Origin of the sequence: Kitasatospora sp. NPDC059747, from assembly GCF_042732955.1 — a bacterium.
GTDB lineage: Bacteria > Actinomycetota > Actinomycetes > Streptomycetales > Streptomycetaceae > Kitasatospora.
This window is the reverse complement of the sequence record NZ_JBHWGV010000008.1, coordinates 12,120-31,937: the sequence shown is the minus strand read 5'-3', so window position 1 is coordinate 31,937 and position 19,818 is coordinate 12,120. Positions and strand designations below refer to the sequence as shown.

Annotated in this window: 20 protein-coding genes; 15 read left to right on the top strand and 5 right to left on the bottom strand. The window is 73.3% G+C overall.

Going from position 1 to position 19,818, the window contains the following annotated elements; translation table 11 throughout:
• Nucleotides 1-87: 87 nt before the first annotated feature.
• Complete coding sequence (locus ACFV4G_RS05570; protein WP_380436773.1) at nucleotides 88-1,341, bottom strand: helix-turn-helix domain-containing protein; 1,254 nt, start codon at nucleotides 1,339-1,341, stop codon at nucleotides 88-90.
• A gap of 251 nt (nucleotides 1,342-1,592) precedes the next feature.
• Between ACFV4G_RS05570 and ACFV4G_RS05565 the strand changes: the two genes are divergently transcribed.
• The 6 genes from ACFV4G_RS05565 (at nucleotide 1,593) to tgmC (ending at nucleotide 4,752) form a co-directional block, all read left to right on the top strand.
• A complete protein-coding gene (locus ACFV4G_RS05565) occupies nucleotides 1,593-1,811 on the top strand; it encodes a hypothetical protein (RefSeq protein WP_380436771.1) in 219 nt (72 codons plus the stop codon).
• Nucleotides 1,812-1,818: 7 nt separating this feature from the next.
• Nucleotides 1,819-1,989, top strand: coding sequence for a hypothetical protein (locus ACFV4G_RS05560; protein ID WP_380436768.1), 171 nt, complete (start codon nucleotides 1,819-1,821; stop codon nucleotides 1,987-1,989).
• Nucleotides 1,979-2,164 carry a hypothetical protein gene (locus ACFV4G_RS05555; RefSeq protein WP_380436765.1) on the top strand — a complete coding sequence of 62 codons (186 nt, stop codon included), beginning with the start codon at nucleotides 1,979-1,981 and terminating at the stop codon, nucleotides 2,162-2,164. The genes ACFV4G_RS05560 and ACFV4G_RS05555 overlap by 11 nt, the downstream gene beginning before the upstream one ends.
• A gap of 187 nt (nucleotides 2,165-2,351) precedes the next feature.
• Nucleotides 2,352-2,663, top strand: coding sequence for a putative ATP-grasp-modified RiPP (tgmA, locus tag ACFV4G_RS05550; protein ID WP_380436763.1), 312 nt, complete (start codon nucleotides 2,352-2,354; stop codon nucleotides 2,661-2,663).
• The gene (tgmB, locus tag ACFV4G_RS05545) at nucleotides 2,660-3,610 is read left to right on the top strand and encodes an ATP-grasp ribosomal peptide maturase (protein WP_380436761.1); all 951 of its coding nucleotides are present in this window, start codon (nucleotides 2,660-2,662) and stop codon (nucleotides 3,608-3,610) included. Before tgmA ends, tgmB begins: the two co-directional genes overlap by 4 nt.
• Entirely contained in the window at nucleotides 3,607-4,752 is a 1,146-nt protein-coding gene (tgmC, locus tag ACFV4G_RS05540) for an ATP-grasp peptide maturase system methyltransferase (RefSeq protein ID WP_380436759.1), read from the top strand. The genes tgmB and tgmC overlap by 4 nt, the downstream gene beginning before the upstream one ends.
• 111 nt (nucleotides 4,753-4,863) lie before the next feature.
• Here tgmC and ACFV4G_RS05535 read toward each other — a convergent pair whose 3' ends face one another.
• Both ACFV4G_RS05535 and ACFV4G_RS05530 read right to left on the bottom strand, forming a co-directional pair.
• Complete coding sequence (locus ACFV4G_RS05535) at nucleotides 4,864-6,822, bottom strand: ABC1 kinase family protein (protein WP_380436757.1); 1,959 nt, start codon at nucleotides 6,820-6,822, stop codon at nucleotides 4,864-4,866.
• 54 nt (nucleotides 6,823-6,876) lie between these two features.
• Nucleotides 6,877-7,428 (bottom strand): hypothetical protein, encoded by a 552-nt coding sequence (locus ACFV4G_RS05530; protein ID WP_380436755.1) that lies wholly within the window; start codon nucleotides 7,426-7,428, stop codon nucleotides 6,877-6,879.
• Nucleotides 7,429-7,776: 348 nt separating this feature from the next.
• Between ACFV4G_RS05530 and ACFV4G_RS05525 the strand changes: the two genes are divergently transcribed.
• The 4 genes from ACFV4G_RS05525 to ACFV4G_RS05510 are packed head-to-tail and all read left to right on the top strand — an operon-like array spanning nucleotide 7,777 to nucleotide 10,499.
• Complete coding sequence (locus tag ACFV4G_RS05525) at nucleotides 7,777-7,890, top strand: lasso RiPP family leader peptide-containing protein (RefSeq protein ID WP_380436753.1); 114 nt, start codon at nucleotides 7,777-7,779, stop codon at nucleotides 7,888-7,890.
• Nucleotides 7,891-7,915: 25 nt separating this feature from the next.
• A complete protein-coding gene (locus tag ACFV4G_RS05520) occupies nucleotides 7,916-9,718 on the top strand; it encodes an asparagine synthase-related protein (protein WP_380436751.1) in 1,803 nt (600 codons plus the stop codon).
• A gap of 32 nt (nucleotides 9,719-9,750) precedes the next feature.
• Nucleotides 9,751-10,008, top strand: coding sequence for a lasso peptide biosynthesis PqqD family chaperone (locus ACFV4G_RS05515; RefSeq protein WP_359973877.1), 258 nt, complete (start codon nucleotides 9,751-9,753; stop codon nucleotides 10,006-10,008).
• Nucleotides 10,005-10,499: a lasso peptide biosynthesis B2 protein gene (locus tag ACFV4G_RS05510; RefSeq protein ID WP_380436749.1), complete on the top strand. Its 495-nt coding sequence runs from the start codon at nucleotides 10,005-10,007 to the stop codon at nucleotides 10,497-10,499. Before ACFV4G_RS05515 ends, ACFV4G_RS05510 begins: the two co-directional genes overlap by 4 nt.
• On the opposite strand, the gene ACFV4G_RS05505 is transcribed toward ACFV4G_RS05510, so the two are convergent.
• Nucleotides 10,493-11,194 (bottom strand): hypothetical protein, encoded by a 702-nt coding sequence (locus ACFV4G_RS05505; protein WP_380436747.1) that lies wholly within the window; start codon nucleotides 11,192-11,194, stop codon nucleotides 10,493-10,495. The genes ACFV4G_RS05510 and ACFV4G_RS05505 overlap by 7 nt on opposite strands.
• A gap of 232 nt (nucleotides 11,195-11,426) precedes the next feature.
• On the opposite strand from ACFV4G_RS05505, the gene ACFV4G_RS05500 reads away from it, so the two are divergent.
• The 4 genes from ACFV4G_RS05500 to ACFV4G_RS05485 all read left to right on the top strand — a co-directional run bounded on the left by ACFV4G_RS05500 (nucleotide 11,427) and on the right by ACFV4G_RS05485 (nucleotide 17,410).
• Complete coding sequence (locus ACFV4G_RS05500; protein ID WP_380436744.1) at nucleotides 11,427-12,485, top strand: polyprenyl synthetase family protein; 1,059 nt, start codon at nucleotides 11,427-11,429, stop codon at nucleotides 12,483-12,485.
• A 50-nt stretch (nucleotides 12,486-12,535) separates the two neighbouring features.
• Nucleotides 12,536-14,080, top strand: coding sequence for an acyl-CoA carboxylase subunit beta (locus ACFV4G_RS05495; protein ID WP_380436917.1), 1,545 nt, complete (start codon nucleotides 12,536-12,538; stop codon nucleotides 14,078-14,080).
• A gap of 17 nt (nucleotides 14,081-14,097) precedes the next feature.
• On the top strand, nucleotides 14,098-14,310 hold the full coding sequence (locus tag ACFV4G_RS05490) for an acyl-CoA carboxylase epsilon subunit (protein WP_380436741.1): 213 nt from the start codon (nucleotides 14,098-14,100) through the stop codon (nucleotides 14,308-14,310).
• 115 nt (nucleotides 14,311-14,425) lie between these two features.
• Complete coding sequence (locus ACFV4G_RS05485) at nucleotides 14,426-17,410, top strand: BTAD domain-containing putative transcriptional regulator (protein ID WP_380436739.1); 2,985 nt, start codon at nucleotides 14,426-14,428, stop codon at nucleotides 17,408-17,410.
• Between the two features lie 21 nt (nucleotides 17,411-17,431).
• On the opposite strand, the gene ACFV4G_RS05480 is transcribed toward ACFV4G_RS05485, so the two are convergent.
• Nucleotides 17,432-17,659: a hypothetical protein gene (locus ACFV4G_RS05480; protein ID WP_380436737.1), complete on the bottom strand. Its 228-nt coding sequence runs from the start codon at nucleotides 17,657-17,659 to the stop codon at nucleotides 17,432-17,434.
• 218 nt (nucleotides 17,660-17,877) lie between these two features.
• Here ACFV4G_RS05480 and ACFV4G_RS05475 point away from each other — a divergent pair, with 218 nt between their 5' ends.
• Nucleotides 17,878-19,767 (top strand): BTAD domain-containing putative transcriptional regulator, encoded by a 1,890-nt coding sequence (locus tag ACFV4G_RS05475; protein ID WP_380436735.1) that lies wholly within the window; start codon nucleotides 17,878-17,880, stop codon nucleotides 19,765-19,767.
• Nucleotides 19,768-19,818 lie beyond the last annotated feature (51 nt).

Here is a 19,818-nt window from a genome sequence, read left to right as displayed (position 1 = left end):
CATCTCCTGCCCGAAAGCTGAACCCCTGATTCTGGCGCCCCCGCTCGGCAGCGGCCGAGCGGGGGCGCTTCGTCTTGTCCATCCCGCTCAGCTCGCGATCAGTGCCTCCCCGAGCGCCTCACGCGATTGACCGGCGAGCTTCTCGTGCAGCAACTCGGCTCGTGATCGGATCAACCCCTCCCGGTAGCCGCTCGGTAGCCGTTCCCACACCCCGACCGCCATCTCGGCTGCTCCGGTGTGGTCCCCGTCGATCCGCAGGCAGGCGGCCGTGTCCATCGCCAAAAGAGCGCGTGTCATGACCGATGGGGAGTCCGTGAGGTCGAGCGCCTGGTCCTGCGCGGCGTAGCCGTTGCGCGACTCGCCGAGCAGCGTGTACGCCTGTGAGAGGTGGACATGATGCTTCTGCTCGGGGTAGCCGAACCAGGTGTCGGCCGCCTCGGCACCGTCCAAGTGCTCCGCAACGGTACGGACATCGTTGACCGCGCGCCGTGCACCTTCGTAGTCACCGGAGGCAGCAAGGGCGCGGGCGGTGACCGCCGCGGCCAGGGCACCGGCCGCTGTCGAACCGCTCCCTGCTTCGAACCGTGCACGGGCCGCGATCCGGGCCGCCGTCTCGGGTGCCCCGTAGTTGAGCGGCACCATGGCGTGCCGGGCCAGAACCCAGGCGAGCATCCGCTGATCCCCCGACTCCCGGGCGGCCCGCTCAGCGGTCGCGAACCACTGGAAGGCGCCACGTTGGTCCCCGCGGTCGTGCTGGACGATGGCGACCAGGCCCGTGATCCCCGCAGCCGTCCGGGCCAGTTCCGCCCTGGTTCGCGTCGGGTGCGGACGGTTGAGAACATCCCGGAGGAGGTCGAGGTCGGACAACATCTCACCGAGGACACGATCCGGCGACCGACCCCGGTATCCGCCCCGGTGCCGCTCGAAGGCCGCTTCCAAGTAGGCGAGATCACCGTCCTCGGACGGCGTCAGCGCTGAATCGATCCCATCCCGGGCCTGGGCGATGCCGGGCAGAACCACGACACCTGCCACCGCCGCGCCCACCCCGATGAACTTCCGCCGGTCCACCTTGTCCTCCGTGCCGTGTTCGCGCCGATGCCGCCGAGAGCGGGCTACGGCCTCGGCCACCTGGTCCACGGGAAGACCGTAAGCATCAGCGATGCCCTGGAGCGATGGCTGACGCGGAATCCTCTTCTCCGTCTCCCAATTCTTGACCGTGTCCGGGCTGCACCACTCACCCGTTTCGCGGCCGACGACGGCAGCCTGCTCCTCCCGGCTCAGTCCGGATCGCTCCCGGGTCCTGCGCAACAGCTCGCCGATCCCGTTCGGGGTGAGGGTCACGGCATCCCCTAGCTCTGAGGTGACGGTGTCTCAATTATGGCTCGAAAAGCGGCCCGGGGCCGAATCACCGGCCCTCATTGCGGCCCTCTCCTACGGCATGCCCAGGGCGTTGACTTGCTAACAGTCACTCCACCGGAAACAGCCGAGCGTCCGGCCCCGGCGCCTGCGGAGTGATTGCTGCGGCTCGACAAGGCGTTCCATACAGCGCAGAGCCGTCGCATCGATACCCGATCGAGCGAACTGGAGCACTCATGGCGACTGCCGAGCGTCCTCTCGACGTCCCGAGAGCCGCAAAAACCATGCCCTCGAAGCCCAAGTGCGTCGTCTGCGCGGCGTTCGAGCGCATCGCGGATGCGGAGATGCGCAGGAGGTATCCGGAGGCCCGGTTGCCCGGCGTGTTGGCGGAGCTCGAAAAGATCCGCGCCCGGCACATGGGGGCGTGCAGGGCGGTGGCCGATGTCCCTGCGTGAGATCGCGATGCACAAGCAAGAACCCGCCGCCGACGCTGACGAGTGTCCCTCCTGCCTCTGGTTCGACGACCTCGAACGCCAGTACACCGAGCACCCGACCATCCGGCGCAAGGTCGCCAAATGGCGTGCCCTGCACCTGGAGCACGATGAATGCCTGGCGGCGCGCGATGACGGATAAACCGGAGAACCCGCTCCCGCCCTGGACCAACTTCCTTGGCGGGCCCGTCCGGTACGACGACATCGAGGAAGCCGGGCCGGCCACGCCGCCCCTCGAACCGGCGGCCGAATCGCCGACTCTCCAACGGCTTCGTGCCGAAGTCCGCAAGATCAACCGCCGCTACTGGCGGCCCTGACAGGCCCGTGGCGGGTGGCCGCCGCACTGGCGCCGCATCCCGCCGGCTCTCGCCCCACGCGAGAGCCTCCATCCGCCCGACCGCAGCACTAACAAACTCGCACACCCACAGATTCCGCCCGCATTGCCACGGTTGCCGCACCTACCGGGCGGCCCCAAAAGGATCACCTACAGGGAGGTACAACCTCATGTTCGTCCACTCCGATCGGCTCCTCACCGGGAGCCCGCTGCCCACCGGCGTCACCACGGCCGTGCCGTGGGGCGTCCGCAGGATGGCGCCGTACCCGGCGTTCTCGCCCGGATACGCCCGCGTCGAGATCGACCCCTCCACCCAGGCCGGTCGCTACTTCGACGCGACCGGGGCGGTCATGGAGATGCCCGGCCACGGCACCAGCACCGGTACCAATCCGCCCACCAACACCGGCAACCCGTCCGACGGCTCCGGCGGCGGCGGGGCCGGCGGCGGCGACCAGGACACGGGGAACGACGGCGATCAGTGACCGACGTCGGCCCGGTGCTGGTCGTCACCATCAAGGACGACCCCACGGCCGACCTGGTGATCGTCGAGCTGCACGACCGGGGCGTCCCGGTCGTGCGGCTCGACTCCGGGGACTTCCCCCACGCCTTGTCGGTCGCGGCCACGATCAGCTCCGACGGCGTCGAGGGCTCGATCACGACGCCGTCCCGAACTGCCGACCTCTCGAAGGTCCGGTCCCTGTACTACCGGCGCCCGTCCGGGTTCGCGTTCCCGCACCTCGACGAGCAGGACGCCCGCTTCGCCGTCACCCAGGCCCGGTACGGCCTCGGCGGCATCATGGCGTCCCTTCCCGGCTGCCTGTACGTCAACCACCCGCACCGCATCGGCGACGCCGAGTTCAAGCCCTCCGGGCTCGCCGCCGCAGCCGCAGCCGGTTTCTCGATCCCTCCGACACTGATCACCTCGGAACCGGACACCGCGAGGGCGTTCATCAAGCGACACGGCCCTGTGATCTACAAGCCGTTGTCGGCACCGCTCTACCGCGTCGACGGCATCTCGTGCACCGTCGAGGTCGCAGAGGTGACCGCGGACGAGATCGACGAGGCGGTGGCCGGCACCGCCCACCTGTTCCAGCAGCGCGTCGACAAGGTCGCCGACGTCCGCGTCACCGTCATCGGCGACCAGGTCTTCCCCGTCCGGATCGACTGCGACCTGCTGGACTGGCGGACCGACTACAGCAAGCTCACCTACTCCGTCGCCACCCTGCCGCCCGGCGTCACCGAGGCCCTGCACACCTACCTCGCCCACTTCGGGTTGGTCTTCGGCGCTTTCGACTTCGCGGTGGACCGGCAGGGCCGATGGTGGTTCCTGGAGTGCAACCCGTCCGGTCAGTGGTACTGGCTGGAGCCCGAGACCGGTCTGCCGATGCTCACGGCGATGGCCGACCTGCTGGAGAGGAAGACCGGATGACCCCGACCACCGGCGACAGCACCCGCCTCCGCCGCGAACTCGCCGATAGCCTGGCCGAGCGTGGGTTCCTGCGGACCGAACCGTGGCGCCACGCCGTGGAGGCCGTGCCCCGCGAGGAGTTCCTGCGCGGCGGCTTCTTCGACGTCGTCCCCGGCTCCGCGCCGACCGCCTGGGCGCCCGTCTTGCCCGACTCGCCGGGCTGGCTCGGACAGTGCTACCGGGACGAATCCCTGGTCACCCAGGTCGCCGGAACGATCGTGCCCGGCGACCTGCGGGGCGAGATCATGCGGGCCCCCACGTCCTCCAGCACCATGCCGAACCTGGTCGTGCGTATGTGGGAGAACCTCCAGGTCGAGGACGGCCACCGGGTCCTCGAAGCGGGCACCGGCACCGGTTACTCCACGGCGCTGGGCTGCCACCGCCTCGGCGACGGTCAGATCGTCTCCGTCGAGGTCGACCCGGAGGTCTCCGCGCGGGCCGGGATCTCGCTGGGGGCGTGCGGCTTCTTCCCCGAGCTCGTCGTCGGTGACGCCCTGACCGGCCACGCCGACGTCCGCCCGTTCGACCGGGTCATCGCCACCTGCGGCGTCCTCGCCATCCCGCCCGCGTGGATCGAGCAGACGAAACCGGGAGGGCTGATCCTGGCCACCGTGTGCGGCTGGATGTACTCCTCCGAACTCGCCCGACTCACCGTCCGGAAGGACGGCACCGCTCAAGGGCGCTTCCTGAACGGGCAGATCTCGTTCATGCTCTCCCGTCCTCACCTGCCTCCGCCGCTCGGGCTGCTGCCCGATCTGAACATCGGGGACGAACGCGGCGCCGTCCACGGGGCGGACGTCCTGGACGACTGGACGGCCCGCTTCGTCGCCCAGGTAGCAGCCCCGAGGTCCCAGAAGATCACGCTGAATGTCGACGGCCGGGATCAGCACGTCCTCATCGACGTCGAGGCCGGCGCCTGGGCAGTACTCACCCGGGACGGCGAGAAGTGGACCGTTCGCCAGGGCGGGCCGGCCCGCCTCTGGGACGCCGTCGAGGAACACCTGACGCGGTGGCTCACCGACGGCTCGCCGTCCCTGGACCGCTTCGAGATCACCATCACCCCGGACGGCCAGACGATCACCTGGCCACGCCGACCGAGCTGAGGCGGGCCGCCGGACCCGTATCCCCGGTCCGCTGATTCCTGCGGCTTCGGTCCGATGAGAGGGCCCCTGCGCCCGGGATCTCCCGGGTGCAGGGGCCGCAGCCCTATCAACTCACCGTCTGTGCTTGGGGCCGATCATCAGGAAGAGCACCCGCATCACCAGCACCGAGCTGATCACCAGCAGGTTGTAGCCGAAGAGTTCGAACAGGCCGAGTCCCTTGCTGAGCATCGGCCCGCCGCCCGTGCGCAGCAGCTGTACGCCGACCAGGCCGATCACTCCGCCAAGGAAGGCGAGCAGGATCTCGTGGACCAGTGAGCGCAGGAAGCGTCGGTCCTCCGGGTCGGCGAACATCCGCACGCCGACGGTCAGTTGGCCGCCCTCGATGGCGGCGCCGATCCGCTCGACCCGGCGGGGCAGCCGGCGCAGCATCGGGACCAGGCCGAGGAGTTCCTCCGCCATGCTGCGGCCGAGCGTCTCGGGCTTGAGCTTGCGCAGGTGCTGGGTGACGGCGAAGGAGCGGGCCTCGGCGACGATGTCGAAGCCCGGCACCAGGCGGTCGAGCGAGCCCTCCATCGTGGCGAGCGCGCGGAAGACGGCGGCGATCTCCGGCGGCACGTTGATGCCGTGCCGGGCCACGATCGCGAACAGGTCGGCGAACATCTCGCGGTCCGGCTTGACCCCCGGGGCGAAGTGCCGGGCGAGGAACTGGCCGACGGCGCGTTCCAGTTGGCGCTCGTCGATGTGCTCGGGGTGGACCACGAGCTCGATCAGCGCGTCGGACAGGCCGCCCGGGTCGCCGCGGTGCAGGGCCAGCAGCATGCCGCGCAGGGTGGCCCGCAGGGAGCGGTCGATCCGGCCGACCGAGCCGAAGTCGAGCATGCCGAGGGTGCCGTCGTCGAGCAGGAGCAGGTTGCCCGGGTGCGGGTCGGCGTGGAAGACGCCGCTGGTCATGATCTGGCCGAGCAGGCACTCCAGCAGCGCGCCGGCCAGCGCCTTGCGATCGAGCCCGCGCTCGTCGAGCACCTTGGGGGCGCTGTGCAGGGGGATGCCCGTCATCCACTCGCTGACCAGCACCCGCTTGCCGGTGAGCCGCTCGTGCACCTCGGGCACCCGGACCATCGGGTTGCCCCCGGCCTGCTCGATGGCCGCGGCCACCGCCATCGTGTTGCGGGCCTCGATGCGGAAGTCGAGCTCCTCGTGCACCGAGACGGCGAAGCCCTGGGCCAGCGCGACGGCGCCGACGCTGCGGCCCCACTCGGTGTGCTGCTCCAGGCGCTCGGCGAAGCGGTAGAGGATGTCCAGGTCGTCGACGACGATCTCGCGCGCGCCGGGCCGTTGCACCTTGACCGCGACGTGCTGTCCGTCGGGCAGCCTGGCCCGGTGGACCTGGGCGATCGAGCCGGCCGCGTACGGCTTGGTGTCGAACTCGGCGAACACCTCGTCCGGCGCGGCGCCCAGTTCCTCGCGCAGCACCTGCTCGACGGACTCCCAGGGCTCCGGGGTGGCCTGGTCCTGGAGCAGGCTCAGCTCGGCGATGAACTCGGGCGGCAGCAGGTCGTAGCGGGTCGACATCACCTGCCCGAGCTTGACGAAGGTGACCCCGGCCTCCTCCAGCGCGAGCCGCAACGAGGCCGCCAGCACGGCCCGTTCGGCGGCGGCGCCCGGCCCGCGCCGGGTGCGCCCGCTGAGGAACCGGCCGAGGCCGTGCCGGACGAATATCCGGCTGAGCCGGCCGTAGCGCCGGGTGCGGGCCACCTGGCGGCGCAGCGAGCCGGGCAGCCGGGCGAGTCCGCGCATCGGGGACGAGGGCAGCAACACCTCGGTGGCCGCCAGGAAGAGCATGGCGACGACCAGCGAGACCCCGATCTCCAGGGTCACCAGGGCGAAGGGCTGGACGTCGCGCAGCGGGTAGCTGACCAGACTGCCGCTGGCCAGGCCGACCGCGCCGGTGGCGATCGCGCGCCCCTTGCCCAGCCGGACCCCGAGCAGCCGGCGCGCGCCCGAGGCGAGGCCGGTGACGAAGACGAACAGCGACAGCGCCCCCAGCAGGACGATCGCGGCAGCGCTCATGGTCGCTCCTCCGCAGTCCGCTCGCTCATGCCCGCTCCTCCGCGATCCGCTCGCTCATGCCCGACGGCGCCGGCGCGAGGCGTAGTTGACCGTCACGACGGCGAGCAGCGGCCCCCACAGCAGCAGCGGCATGTAGAGCCAGCCCATGACAGCCCGGTGCATGCCCTTGAGGTTCTCGCTGTCGACGCTGTCCCACACGGCGGCCTGACTGATCGTCACGGCGGTGAGGATGGCGGCGCCCAGCAGCGCGGCCGTCACGGCGGCCCAGGTGCGGACCTGCTTGCCGCCGATCAGCGGCAGCCAGCGCGGGGCGACGATCCCCCAGTCGCGGACGAGTCCGAGGGTGAGCAGGGCGGCGCCCTCCTGGAGCACGCAGATGGCGGGCAGCACCAGGTAGCCGTTGCCGGGGATGCCGTAGTCGTGGCGCAGCACCTCCGTGCTGTACCCGACGGGCACGCCGATGGCCATCGCGAGGCGCCAGAGCGTGGAGGGCAGGGCGATCAGCGGCACCGCGTGCGCGACCCAGACCGCCCAGCGCGGCGGCGGCGGGGGCGTGCCGTCCAGGGCGGCTCCGGGGGCCAGGGCTCGGCTGGCTTCGATTGTCATATGACACTGCCAATCAGATCGTCAGGTGCATGCTGGCCATAAATCGTATGGCGCTGACCTGTGCCTTTCCGGTGGCACTGACAGCTTGCTGCCAGGATCCGGCCACCCGTGCACCATCCGATCACATGTCCACTCACTGCCAGCCGATCTTGGAATTCCCGGCGGAATTCCGCGTTCCCCGGCACTTCAGGCCAACGCCGTTGAGCGGCCGCCCGTTCGAGCCAAGACTCTTCGTCGGGGAAACACCCCTGAGGAAACTCCTGAGGAAACTCCTGAGGAAACTCCTGAGGAAACTCCTGAGAGAACTCCGGACGATCCCTGCAATCCCTCCCGAGAAAGGAAGAAAACATGTCAAAGAAGCAGTACGAGACCCCGGTTTTCGAGTCCGCCGGAACGTTCCGCGCCGTCACCGGCTGGAAGGGAATCTTCAGCTGGGATTTCTTCCACGGCCAGATCATGTGACCGCCGGAAAACTGGAGCTGATGTGATGTCCGGCCACGGCACACCGTTCTTCTTCGCGTTCCCAGACAGCGCGGCCGCGTGCGCCGTGGCCCGGCGCCTGTGCGCCGACCGCCCGGAACTCGATGTCATCCCCCACGCCTCCGGGCGGCCCTGGATCGTCGGACACTGGTCCGCCGGGGAGCTCCTGGTCGTCCGGTCCCCCCACCTGACGGTCGCCCTGATCGGCACCTTCGGCGTCACCGCGGCCGACCTGGCCCGGCGGGTCGCCCCGGTGCGCGAGCCGGCCGGCCTGGACCGGCTCGGGCTCGAACTCCCCGGACAGTTCCACCTGCTGGCCGCCACCGACGGCGCGATGAGGGTCCAGGGCACCGCGTACGGCACCCGCCGGATCGCCTGGACGACGATCGCGGGCGCCGTCGTCGCGGGCGACCGCGCCGCCGAGCTCGCCCGGTTCGCCGGCGCCGGGCCCGACCTCACCTCCGTGGCGCTGCGGCTGCTCAACCCGCTGCCGGCGCCGTTCGCCGACCGCGCCATGTGGCACGGCGTCCGGCCCGTCCCGCCCGGCCACTGCCTGGAGCTGCGCGAGGGGCTGCCGCCGAGGCAGCGGCGCTGGCACCGGCCGCCCGAGCCGGTCCTGGGCCTCGCCGAGGCGGCCCGCGACGTCCGGTCGACGCTGACCGAGGCCGTCGCCCTGCGCACCGCGGACTCCGGCCTGATCAGCGCGGACCTCTCCGGCGGGCTCGACTCCACGTCGCTGTGCTTCCTGGCCGCGGGTAGCCCGGGGAACCCGAAGCTCATCGCCTGCACCGCCACCGGCGACGAGTCCGAGAACGACGACGGCCACTGGGCCCGGCTCGCCGCCGAACGCCTCGTGGACACCGAGCACCTCCTCGCCCCCGCCTCCGAACTCCCGCTCTTCTACAGCGGGGCGATGAACGACGGCGGCCGGCACGACACCCCGGTCGGGATCGTCGTCAGCCGCGACCGGGTCACCCACTTCATCGAGCGGATGGCCGAGCGGGGCTCCCGGCTGCACCTGACCGGAAACGGCGGCGACCACCTGTTCCTCGGCAGCGCGGTCGACTACCACGCCCTGCTGCCCACCCGGCCGCTGCTCACGCTCGCCGCCCTGCGCGGCTACCGCACCCTGTTCGGCTGGTCCCGCCGCGCGGTCGCGGGCGCACTGCTGGACCGCCGCTCGTACCGGAGGAGCTTCGCGGCCCTGACCACCCGCTCCTCCGGCTCCCTCGACCCGGGCCGCCCGTCCTTCGGCTGGCTGCACGACCCGGTGATCGCGTCGTGGTTCACCCTCGACTGCCTGGAACGGGTCGAGCAGGCCCTGGCCGAGGCCGCCCCCACCGTCGAACCGCTCGCGGCGACCCGCGGCCGCCACCACGACCTCGCCGGCATCCACGCCGGCACCCAGGAGATGCGCGGCCTGGAGGAGATGGGCCGCCTGGCCGGCGTGCCGGTGGCCAACCCGTACTTCGACGACCGGGTCGTCGACGCCGCACTGGGCGCCCGCCCCGAACTCCGCGCCACGCCCTGGGCGTACAAGCCCCTGCTGGTCGAGGCGATGCGCGGGATCGTCCCGGACCGCAGCCTCGCCCGGCGCACCAAGGGCGACGGCTCGCCCGAGGCGACGCTCGGCCTCTACCGGCACCGCGAGGAACTGGCGGCGGTCTGGGAGGACAGCGCGCTGGCCCGCGCCGGCCTGGTCGACCCGGACGCGCTGCGCCGCCTCTGCCGCACCCCCGGCTCGCCCGAACTCGCCTACAACCCCCTGACGTCCACGCTCGCCTGCGAGGCCTGGCTCCGCACCGCCTGAGCACCGACGACCTGCCGAACGGAGAAGCGCCGATGAAGCTGCGCAACCACGAACACCTCACCGTGGCCGAGACCGAGTACGGCGGCGTCCTGCTCGACGCCAGGATCGGCCAGTACTGGCAGCTCAACCCCACCGCCACCGTGGTGGCCCGCACCCTGCTCGACGGCGGGTCGGAGGCCGACGCCGTCGACGGCCTCACCGAGGCCTTCGACGTCGACCGGGAGCGGGCCGCCGCCGACGTGGCCGCCCTGGTCGACGGCCTGCGGGAGGCCGGGCTGGTCGCGCCGTGAGCTTCACCTTCGCCCTTGAGCAGGACCGCAGCCAACGCCCGCCGCTGCCCAGGCGATTGGCGATCCGGACGGCGGTGGGCCTCGCCCGGCTGCTCGTCCTGCTGCCCGCGCACCGGCTCCAGCGCGTGCTGGCCGTGCTCAGCCGCGGCGCCCGGCCCGCCGGCGCGGACGAGACCGGGGCCGTGCGGGACGCCGTCCTGGCCACCAGCCTCGCCATGAACGGGCTGCGCAGCTGCCTGCCGCGCTCGGTCGCCGTCACCCTGCTGTGCCGCGCCCGGGGCAGTTGGCCGACCTGGTGCGTCGGGGTGCGCACCGCGCCGCCGTTCACCGCGCACGCGTGGGTGGAGGCCGAGGGCCGGCTGATCGGGGAGAAGGGCCGCCACGACAGCTGGGCGCGGCTCCTGACGGTCGCCGCGCCCAGCCCGCACACGAATTCCGGAACGTCCGGAAAGTCCGGAGAATCCGCGAATTCAGGGAAATCGGGTCACTGACAGCTGTGCTGCCAGTTCCACCCGATGAAGGTGTGCCGGGTCTCGGTCTCGAACCGGCAGGTGGCGGTGCCGTCCGCATTGAGGTCGATGAACGAGTGCATGGTGTTCGCGTACCACGCACCGGTCACGTCGAATATCCCCTTGTAGGTGAATTCGGCGTCGGCCTGGGTGTGCGAGACGGTGCAGTCCGCGGTGCAGTCGGTGTTCTTCGTCGCGGACTTCAGGGACCAGCCGGCATTCCACGGCTCGCGGTTCCACTGCTGGGTCGCGTCGGTGTTCGCGGCGCTGATCCGGGTGCCGTCGGTGGTCCACGACGAGGTCGTATACAGACCGGTCATCCGGATGTTGCAGCAGTCGTACCACTCGCTGGCGCTCTTGAACCGGCGTGTGGTGCCGGCCTCCGCAGCGGCCTGTGCCGAACGGGCCGAACGGGCCGCGACGGCGCCGGACTTGGCCGGGACGAGCCTGACCTCGCCCAGCACCGGCTTGCAGTCGGCGCCGACGGACACCTGCTGCTGCACGGCCATCCCGGCCGGCGGGGCCGGCAGGGCGCCGGTCAGCTTCAGCTCGCCGCAGTCCTTCGCGGCCGGGGCCGCAGCCGCCCCGGTCGCGGTGGTGGCGGCGGTGGCCGGGGCGGCCGTCAGCGCGAGGGCGCCGGCGGCGAGGGCCGCGGCGAGGGCTATTCGGGTGCGCAATTGTCCGTGCCTTCCTGGTGGGTGATCGCCAGGGAGCGTAAGCGGCGGGCGTTCGTGGTCGGCCGGTCCGCGGAAATCTTGGCAGGAAGCTGACGATTCCCTGGTCAAAACGCCCGCGACGGTCCTAGTGGCACCTTCCTGACAGCGCTGTTGAACACCGGTGCGCACCCGTTCGAAGCTGGCGCACGATCCCTTGAATCCAGCGCGGCGCGGCCGCGGAGGAGGTTTCCGCATGACGGCCGGACAGACGTACGAAGCCGTGGCCGTCACCGGCCCGGGCACCACCCCGGAACCGTCCGCCGCCGAGCTGCTCGATCGGCTCGAACTCGCCGAACCCGAGTTCGAGAACCGGCTGCGCGCGGCACTGGCCGGGGCCGAGGAGTGGCTCCAGGCCAGCGCCCACGACGCCCTGGACCCGCGCATCGGGCCCCTCACCGGCCACCTCGCCGCCGCCGGCGGCAAGCGGCTGCGCCCGCTGCTGGTGCTGCTCGGCGCGGAGTTCGGCGACCCGTGGGCGCCGGGCGTCCCGCAGGCGGCCGCGATCGCCGAGCTCGTCCACCTCGCCTCGCTGTGCCACGACGACGTCATGGACGGCGCCGCCACCCGGCGCGGCATCCCGAGCGTGCACGCCCGCTGGGGCGAGCGCGCCGCCGTGCTCAGCGGCGACTGGCTGCTCGCCCGCGCCGCCCAGCTCGCCGCCGACCTCGGCCCGGCCGCCGTCCACCTGAACGCCCGCACCGCCGGGCGCCTGGTCTCCGGCCAGCTGCGCGAACTCACCGGCCCCGGCCCCGACGTGGACCCGGTGACCCACTACTTCCACGTGGCGGCCGGCAAGACCGCCGCCCTGCTGTCGATGTCGCTGGCGATCGGCGCCGTCCAGGCCGGCGCGCCCGCCTCCGCCGCCGCCGCGCTCACCGAGTACGGGGAGCAGCTCGGCATCGCCTTCCAGGTCGCCGACGACCTGCTGGACCTGCGCCGGCCGGCCGAGCTCAGCGGCAAACCGCGCGGCACCGACCTGCTCGCCGGCGTGCCGAGCCTGCCCGTCCTGCTCGCCCGCGAGGGCGCCGACCCGGCCGATGCCGAACTGCGCGCCCTGCTCGCGGCCGGTCCCGTGCCCGCCGCCGACGTGCCGCGCGCACTGGAACTGTTCGAGCGCTCCGACGCGCTCGCCGAGACCGAGGCCGTGATGCACCGCCGCCTCGACCGGGCCCGGACCGCGCTGGACACCCTGCCCGACCTCCCGGCCCGGCGCGCCCTCCTCGCCCTGTGCGAGCACCTAGCCCTCCGCTAGCCCTCCGCCCCCGCTGACGCGGGCGTACCCAAGGAGCCCCCCTCATGACCATGGCCGCCCGGGTCGCCGAACTCGACCTGATCCGCCGGGACGTCCGGCACGGGCCGAGCGAGAAGGCCACCGAGGCCCAGCACGCGAAGGGCAAGCTGACCGCCCGCGAGCGCATCGACCTGCTCCTGGACGAGGGCTCCTTCCACGAGGTCGAGCCGCTGCGCCGGCACCGCGCCACGGGTTTCGGCCTGGAGGCCAGGCGCCCGTACACGGACGGCGTGATCACCGGCTGGGGCACCGTCCACGGCCGGACGGTCTTCGTCTACGCGCACGACTTCCGGATCTTCGGCGGCGCCCTGGGCGAGGCCCACGCGCAGAAGATCCACAAGATCATGGACATGGCCCTGGCCGCGGGCGCGCCGCTCGTCTCGCTCAACGACGGCGCCGGCGCCCGCATCCAGGAGGGCGTGACCGCCCTCGCCGGCTACGGCGGCATCTTCCAGCGCAACACCCGGGCGAGCGGCGTCATCCCGCAGATCTCGGTGATGCTCGGACCGTGCGCGGGCGGCGCGGCGTACTCGCCCGCGCTGACCGACTTCGTCTTCATGGTCCGCGAGACCTCGCAGATGTTCATCACCGGCCCGGACGTCGTCCGCGCCGTCACCGGCGAGGAGATCACCCAGAACGGCCTCGGCGGCGCCGACGTCCACGCCGGCACCAGCGGCGTCGCGCACTTCGCGTACGACGACGAGGAGACCTGCCTCGCCGAGGTCCGCTACCTGCTCTCCCTGCTGCCGCAGAACAACCGCGAGACCCCGCCCGCCACACCCGCCGGCGACCCGGCCGAGCGGCGCAACGACCGCCTGCTGGAGCTCGTCCCCGTCGACGGCAACCGCCCGTACGACATGCGCGCGGTGATCGAGGAGCTCGTCGACGACGGCGAGCACATGGAGGTCCACGAGCGGTGGGCCACCAACGTCATCACGACCCTGGCCCGGCTCGGCGGCCAGGTGGTCGGCATCGTCGCGAGCCAGCCGCTGCGGCTGGCCGGCGTCCTCGACATCAGCGCGAGCGAGAAGGCCGCCCGCTTCGTCCAGCTCTGCGACGCCTTCTCGATCCCGCTGGTCACCCTGGTCGACGTGCCCGGCTTCCTGCCCGGCGTCGACCAGGAGCACGGCGGCGTCATCCGGCATGGCGCCAAGCTGCTGTACGCCTACTGCAACGCCACCGTCCCGCGCATCTCGCTGATCCTGCGCAAGGCGTACGGCGGCGCCTACATCGTCATGGACTCCCAGTCGATCGGCGCCGACCTCACCTACGCCTGGCCCTCGAACGAGATCGCCGTCATGGGGGCCGAGGGGGCGGCCAACGTCGTCTTCCGGCGCCGGATCGCCGACTCCGACGACCCGGTGACGATGCGCCGGCAGCTCGTCAAGGAGTACCGGGCCGAGCTGATGCACCCGTACTACGCGGCCGAGCGCGGCCTGATCGACGACGTGATCGATCCCGCCGAAACCCGCGCCACCCTGATCCACGCCCTCGCCATGCTGCGGACCAAGCACGCCGTCGGACCGGCCCGCAAGCACGGCAACCCCCCGGTGTAAGCGAAGGAGTGAGCGTCATGCCCGGCGAGACCGCGTCCGTGCTCGAAGGCCCGCTCGGGCCCGCCCTGTTCCGGGTCATCAGCGGCAGCCCCACCGCGGAGGAGCTCGCCGCGATCGCCGTCCTGCTGAGCACCCGCGCGCCCGCGCGGGACCCCGCCGACCCGGCCCCGCCCGCCCGTTGGGAGGCGGGCGGCGTGCTCCCGCCCGCCTCCTGGGCCGCGCACCGCTGAACGCTGGCAGCTTGCTGCCGTCCGCGTTGCGGCCCCGCGCCGACGACCTGTAACTCAGAGTGAAGAGGTCGGGGCCATTCCGGATGTGGCGGCGGCCGAGTGGAGGAGGGCAGCCGTGCTTCAGGTGGTGTTCCGGATCCTGGGGCCGCTGGACATCAGCGCCGACGGACGGCCGGTCGCCCTCCAGGGCGCCCGCCAGCGCACCGTGATGTCCATGCTGCTGCTCGCGCCCGGCCGGGTGGTCTCCGTCGACACCCTGGCCGACGCGGTCTGGAACGGCAGCCCGCCCGCCACCGCCCGCAACCAGATCGCCATCTGCGTCTCCGGCCTGCGCAAGACCCTCAAGACCGCCATCGGCATCGACGACCTGATCGTCACCAGCCACCCCGGCTACCTGCTGCACCCCGGCGAACACCGCATCGACGCCGTCGAGTTCGAGGAGCGCGCCGCCGAGGGCCGGGAGGCCGCCCGGCGCGGGCGCGCCGAGGAGGCCCGCGCCCACTACGAGGACGCCCTCGCGATGTGGCGCGGCCCCGCCCTGGCCGGCATCACCGCCGACGCCGTCGAGGCCGAGGCCGCCCGGCTGTCCGAACTGCGGCTGGACGTCCACGAGCAGCTCAGCGCGCTGCGCCTGGAGCTCGGCGAGCACCGCGAACTCATCGGCGACCTCACCGCGTTCGTCCGCGAGCACCCGCTGCGCGAGCAGTCCCTGGCGCACCTGATGCTCGCCCACTACCGGGCCGGCCGGCGCGCCGAGGCCCTGGAGGCCTACCGCGACGGCGCCCGGCTGCTCGCCGACGAGCTCGGCATCGACCCCGGGCCGACGCTCCAGGAACTGCACGAGGACATCCTCAACGACGCCCCCGAACTCACCCTGCCCACGACGCCCGCGGCGGCGCCGGCCCTGGCCGTGCCCGCCCACCTGCCGCCGGTGCCCGCCGCGTTCACCGGCCGCCACCAGGAACTCGCCGCGCTGGACCGGCTGCTGGAGCACCAGGGCGGCGCTTCGCTGCCGGTCGGCTCGATCATCGGCACCGGCGGCGTCGGCAAGACCGCGCTCGCCGTCCACTGGTCCCACCAGGTCGCCGCGCGCTTCCCGGACGGCCAGCTCTTCGCCGACCTGCGCGGCTACGACGAGGAGGAGGAGCCGCGCCGCCCGTCCGCCGTCCTCGACCGCTTCCTGCGCGCCCTCGGCGTGCCGGGGCCGCAGGTCCCGGCCGACCCGACCGAGCGCACCGCGCTGTTCCGCAGCGTCCTGTACGACCGGCGGGTGCTGATCGTGCTCGACAACGCCCGCTCCTTCGAGCAGATCCGCCCGCTGCTGCCCGGCAGTTCGACCTGCTGCGTGCTCGTCACCAGCCGCGACAGCCTGAGCAGCCGGCTCGCCGGCGACTACGCGCTCGTCCCGCTGCACCTGCCCTCGCTCGGCGAGGACGAGGCCGTCGCGCTGCTGTCCCGGGTGGCCGGCGCCGAGCGCTTCGCCGCCGACCCGGCCGGCGCGGCCCGGCTCAGCGAACTGTGCGACCGCCTGCCGCTCGCCCTGCGGATCGCCGCCGCCCGCCTGGCCGCCAAACCGCACTGGACGGTGCGCACCCTCGTCGCCCGGCTGGAGGACCAGCGCCGGCGGCTGGACGAACTCAGCCTGGACGCCCGCGGCGTGCGGGCCGGCTTCCGGCTCAGCTACCGCGACCTGCCGGCCGGGGCGGCCCGGATGTTCCGGCTGCTCGGCTCGCTCAACGTCACCGAGTTCTCGGCCTGGGCCGGCGCCGCCGTGCTCGACATCGACCCGGTCGACGCCGAGGACCTCATCGAGCAGCTCGTCGACGCCCAGCTGCTGGAGCCGCTCAGCGCCAGCGCGGGCCACGTCCGCTACCGCTTCCAGGACCTCCTCCGCCTCTTCGCTCGCGAGTGCGCGCTTGCCGAGGACGGAGAAGGTGACCTGAGGCAGGCCCTGCGGCGGGCCTGCGCGGTGTGGCTGGGCCTCGCCAAGGAGGCCCACCGCCGGGTCTACGGGGGCGACTTCACCGTGGTGCCGGGCACCGCGCCGCTGCACCCGCTGCCCCGCCACCTCACCGACGACCTGGTCGAGGACCCGATGGAGTGGTTCGAGGCCGAGCGCGCCGCGATCAACGGACTGATCCAGCAGGCCGCCCGCGACGACGAGTCCGGCTACGCCTGGGACCTGGTGATGACCACCGTCACCCTCTACCAGAACCGCAACTACCTGGAGGACTGGCGCGAGGGCGCCGAGGCCGCGCTCGCCACCGCCCACCGCACCGGCGACGCCCTCGCCGAGGCGGCGATGCTGCACTCGCTCGGCACCCTGGAGATCGTCCAGTACGAGCACGACAGCGCCTACCGGCGGCTCGGCCTGGCCCTGCGCCTGTTCGAGGAGCAGGGCCAGGACCAGGGCCGCGCCCTGGTCCTGCGCAACCTGGCGCTGTGCGAACGCCAGCGCGGCGACCTGGACCGGGCCGTGGAGACCGGCCGCCGCTCCCTGGAGATCTTCCGCAGGGGCGGTGACCGCTACGCCGAGGCCCATGTGCTGGGCCTGCTGGCGCAGATCGAGCTGGAGCGCGGGGACGCGCAGGCGAGTCTGGTGCTGTCGTCGGAGGCGGTGGCGCGCAGCCGGGGGCTCGGCACCGTGCGGGGCGAGGCGCAGAGCACCGTCCGGCTGGCGGAGGCGCTGATCCGCGCGGGCGACGGGGTCCGGGCCGAGGAGGCCTGCCGGCGCGCGCTGGAGCTGGTGCTCGGCAGCGGGGACCGGCGCGGCGAGACGCACGTGCTGAGGGCGCTGGGCGAGGCCCTGTGGTGCCAGGGCCGGGGCGAGGAGGCGGAGCCGGTGCTGCGCAGCGCGCTCCAGGCCGCGGAGGCGGTGCCGGACACGTTCCTCCAGGCCAGGGCGGGTGCGGTGCTGGGCTGCGTGCAGGCGCTGCGCGGGGACCGCGACGGCGCGGTGGCGATGCTGCGGGCCGCGTCGGGCCTCTTCGCCGAGGTCGGCGCGGGCGGCTGGTCGGAGCGGATCGACCGGCTCATGGTGGCGATCGCGGACGGCGGACCGGTCGACTCGGGGCGGCTGTTCGAACTCGTGCAGCCCTGACGGTCCGGGCGCTCGGCGGGATCAGGTCCACGGGTCGTCCTTCTTCAGGGTGTAGCCGACCGGGTGGGTGCTGATGGCGGCGGCCTGCACCGAGGCGTTCGAGGAGTCCGCCGCGACCGCGCTGCCCTGGCCGGCCGCCACCCCGCCGACCGCGACGAGGAGCACGGCCGCGCTCGCCGCGAGCCTGCCGAGCGGAGCGACCACCGCGGTGTGCGCGGTCTTGCGGGCGGAGAGAAGAGCGCTGTTCACGGTGGCCTCCAGGACCTCTCGTTCGTCCGCCTGACCCGGTGTCCTGCGGTACGACACGAACGCTACGGAGACCGCGTTTTGGGGCGCTTTCAAAGCGCTTTCGATCCGTCGAAATCGATCCGAGAGCGACCGAACAGCCGGATACAACCGCAGGTCAATAGCGTTTCGCCCAGGTCGGCCCGCGGGCGTTCGCGGGCCCTGGACGGTCGGGGGCCGGCATGGACTTCACGCTTCTCGGGCCGGTGTCGGCCGCGGTCGACGGCCGCCCGGTCGAGCTCGACGGCGCCAAGCAGCGCACCGCGCTGGCCGCCCTGCTGCTCGCCCGCGGCCGCGTCGTCCCCGACGAGCGGCTCACCACCCTGCTGTGGGGCTGGGAGCCGCCCGCGACCAGCACCAACCAGCTCTACACCTACGTCTCCCGGCTGCGCACCCGGCTCGGCGCCGGCCACGGCCTGCACCGCCACGGCGCCGGCTACCGGATGGACACCGACGGCACCACCGTCGACTGGGACCGCTTCCGCGAACTCGCCGACGCCGGCCGCGCCGACCTGCGGGCCGCCCGCTACGCCGAGGCCGAACGCCGCCTCGCCGACGCGCTCGCGCTCTGGCGCGGCCCGGCCCTCGCCGACGTCACCGAGCACCTGGCCGCCGCCGAGGGCCCCCGGCTGGCCGAGGCCCACCTCGCCGCCGTCGAGCAGCACGCCGAGGCCGCCCTGGCGCTCGGCCGGCACGACGAACTGCTGCCCGGCCTCACCCGACACGTCACCGGCCACCCCGTCCGGGAGCGGGCCCGCGCCCAGCTGATGACGGCGCTGTTCCGGGCCGGACGGCAGGCGGACGCGCTCGCCCAGTACGAGGAGGCGCGGCGGCTGCTCGCCGACGAGCTCGGCATCGACCCCGGCCCCGAACTGCGGGCCCTGCACCAGGAGATCCTCACCGGCACCCTGGCCGGACCGGCCGCGCCCGAGCGGGCGGCCGTCGCCGTCGCCGCCGCCCCGGCCGCGCCCGCCGAAAGGCCCGTCGCCGCCGGACCCGTCGCGGAGCCGACCGCCGAAACCGTCGCGGAGCGGGCCACGGAACCCGTCGGTGAGCCGACCGCCGAGCCCGTCGCCCGCCCGGCGCTGCTCCCCGCCGCGCCCCGCGACTTCACCGGCCGCGAGACCGAACTCCGGCTCGTCCTCGACGCGTTGCACGACGGAAGGGACGTCACCGTCACCGGCGCCCCCGGCACCGGCAAGTCCGCCCTCGCCCTGTACGCCGCCGAACACGCCCGCGACGCCTTCCCCGACGGCCAGCTCCACGCCGACCTGCGCGACGCCGACGGCACCCCGCGCAGCCCCCGGCAGGTCCTCGGCTGGTTCCTGCGCGCCCTCGGCACCGCGCCCGCCCACGTCCCCGACGGCCTCGACGAACGCGCCCAGCGCTACCGCACCCTGCTGGCCGGCCGCCGGATGCTCGTCCTGCTCGACAATGCCGCCGACGACGCCCAGGTCCGCCCGCTGCTGCCCGGCGGCGGCGCCACCCGCACCCTGGTCACCGGCCTGCGCCCGGACCTCGCCGCCCTGGAGGGCGCCCGGCTGGTGCGGCTCGGCCCGATGAGCCCCGCCGAGGCCGCCCGCCTGCTCGCCTCGATCGCCGGCCCCGAACGCCTCGCCGCCGACCCGGAGTCCACCGCCCGGATCGCCGAGTACTGCGACCGCCTCCCGCTCGCCCTGCGGATCGCCGCCGCCCGCCTCGCCGACCGCCCGCACTGGCGCCCGGCCCGGCTCGCCGACCGGCTGGCCCCCGCCGAACGCCGGCTCGGCGAACTGCGCATCGGCAGCCTGGACATCACCACCGCGCTGCGCCCCGCCCTGGCCGCGCTCGACGCCCCGGCCGCGCGCGCCCTCGCCGTCCTGGCCGCCGCCGGCCTCGCCGCGCTCACCGCGGCGGACGCGGCGGCCCTGCTCGACCTGCCCCTCGACGACGCCGAGGACGTCCTGGAGCGGCTCTGCGACGCCCGGCTCCTGGAGCCCGGCTCCGGCGCCGACCGCCCCGCCCGCTACCGGATGCCGGCCCTCGTCGGCCTCCTCGGCCGGCTCGGCCGCGCCGCCGTCCTGGCGGCCTGACCCCGAGGCTCCCGCCGCCGGGTCAGGCCGCCGGACCAGGCCGCCGGCCCG